At 41.1% G+C, this 1,522-nt stretch carries 2 protein-coding genes; both read right to left on the bottom strand.

The window, feature by feature from the left end; all coding sequences use genetic code 11:
• Positions 1–24: 24 nt before the first annotated feature.
• Positions 25–942 (bottom strand): NADase-type glycan-binding domain-containing protein, encoded by a 918-nt coding sequence (locus S1OALGB6SA_RS10525; RefSeq protein WP_230204351.1) that lies wholly within the window; start codon positions 940–942, stop codon positions 25–27.
• Between the two features lie 8 nt (positions 943–950).
• Positions 951–1,522: hypothetical protein (locus S1OALGB6SA_RS01370; RefSeq protein ID WP_503465862.1), on the bottom strand; the 572-nt coding region annotated here is incomplete at its 5' end.

Genomic DNA, 1,522 nt, shown 5'->3' with positions numbered 1-1,522 from the left:
CTTCTCAAACTGGCGGATCAGTTATCAAGGGAATAAAGGAATTATTGTAAGATTATAGGTGATACAATAATGGATGGCAGTGTCCTTGTATTTAGTTCCGGGGTAGACATCAGCAATTGATACTCGAATATCCTCAGGGTACGGCAAAAATGATATATCAACTGTTTGCGGATGTGGTGTATCTATAACATCTAACACCTCTGAGACGCCACTCCTAACGCCTTCCACTTTTATCTTCTTTACCCTCCCATTTTCTTTGTAGAGATGAGGATTTCGCGCTGAGATAAAGCCATTGATGATTGCCAAACTCTTCCACTTCCTATCCCGTCCATTCACAATTACAAATCCCTCGCCAATGCCATCTCCACTTGCTCCCTCCACCCATGCACTTTCTGATTGAAGCGAGTCAAGATTATTGACATCATAAGTTTTTCCAAATTCAGTAAGGGAAGAACTAGCATCTCTGTAACCTCGGCCTAAACCCTCACGCAGATGTACATCCTCCAAAAGAATATGTGAATTGCTATGGTTTGGATTTGCTACATATCCCAGGAAAAAACTAGGATGGTAGAGCTTCCCTGAACGTTCTTTTTGTTCCTGAATCTGCCCAAAAAGGATGAGTATCTCAGAACCGGCATGCCATGTGGTTGCGTTAACAAAGACTGCTAATAGTATCTCTTCGGGAATATCAGCATCTAGCACCAGAAAGGTTATCCCATCACGCTGTTTAATCGAATAGTTGAAATATTCAACCTCATTATAACTACGACCGGAACCCACTGAAGTCCATTCGAATCTCATTTTCTGTTCATCAATGATAAATATCAAATACCCTGCCGGAAATAGACCAAGAATACGCTCACCTATTATGCTGAAGTTCTGAGCCATCAGAAAAAGAGGAAAACAAAAAAGACAACTTACTAGAATAATTCTCTTAAACATCAATTACCTCATCTATTTAGATATTTTGAAATGTTGACAGCAGACTGAATGCGAACTCTGATAACTGAAAGATCGCCAACTGCTGGAATACTGGCCATGAATTTATCATGCCCAGGCTGATTGCCTTGAGTTGAAATACAGCCTGCCGAAAATGGGGTTGTCCAGGTATCTCCATTCTTGTATTCGGTTCCATGGATTAAGTACATTCCCGAATTTATTTCTCCTCTTGTACCTTTGGGAATATTCGGATCTTTGGTCTGGAGTTGTGCAACATTATGAAAACTCCATGAATCATAACTACCCTCCGAATTGAGATCTAGATTTTCTGTTGACAAATAGTAGTTGCCATCAGGCAATGTCATTCCTTCGTGCTCATTCTCATGTTCAATATTCTTTGCATTAGCTCCCACCTTATATGAACTCCTATTATACCACGAGTATCCACGGCCCAATCCGTTATTTGCACGTCCGGAATCGACAATAGTTAGCGTCGAATTAAAACTATCGCCATAGGTATCGTGTGGGCGCTTAATTGTGATTACGATCGATCGGGTATAACGGCACAAAGAGCAGCGTCTCC

Origin of the sequence: Olavius algarvensis spirochete endosymbiont (assembly GCA_900608495.1) — a bacterium.
Classification (GTDB): domain Bacteria; phylum Spirochaetota; class Spirochaetia; order DSM-2461; family DSM-2461; genus UBA2779.
This window is presented reverse-complemented; position numbering and strand designations above follow the sequence as displayed.

Excerpts from the sequence above, each read along its gene's own strand:
- S1OALGB6SA_RS10525 (WP_230204351.1), bottom strand. The coding sequence starts at position 942 with ATGTTTAAGAGAATTATTCTAGTAAGTTGTCTTTTTTGTTTTCCTCTT.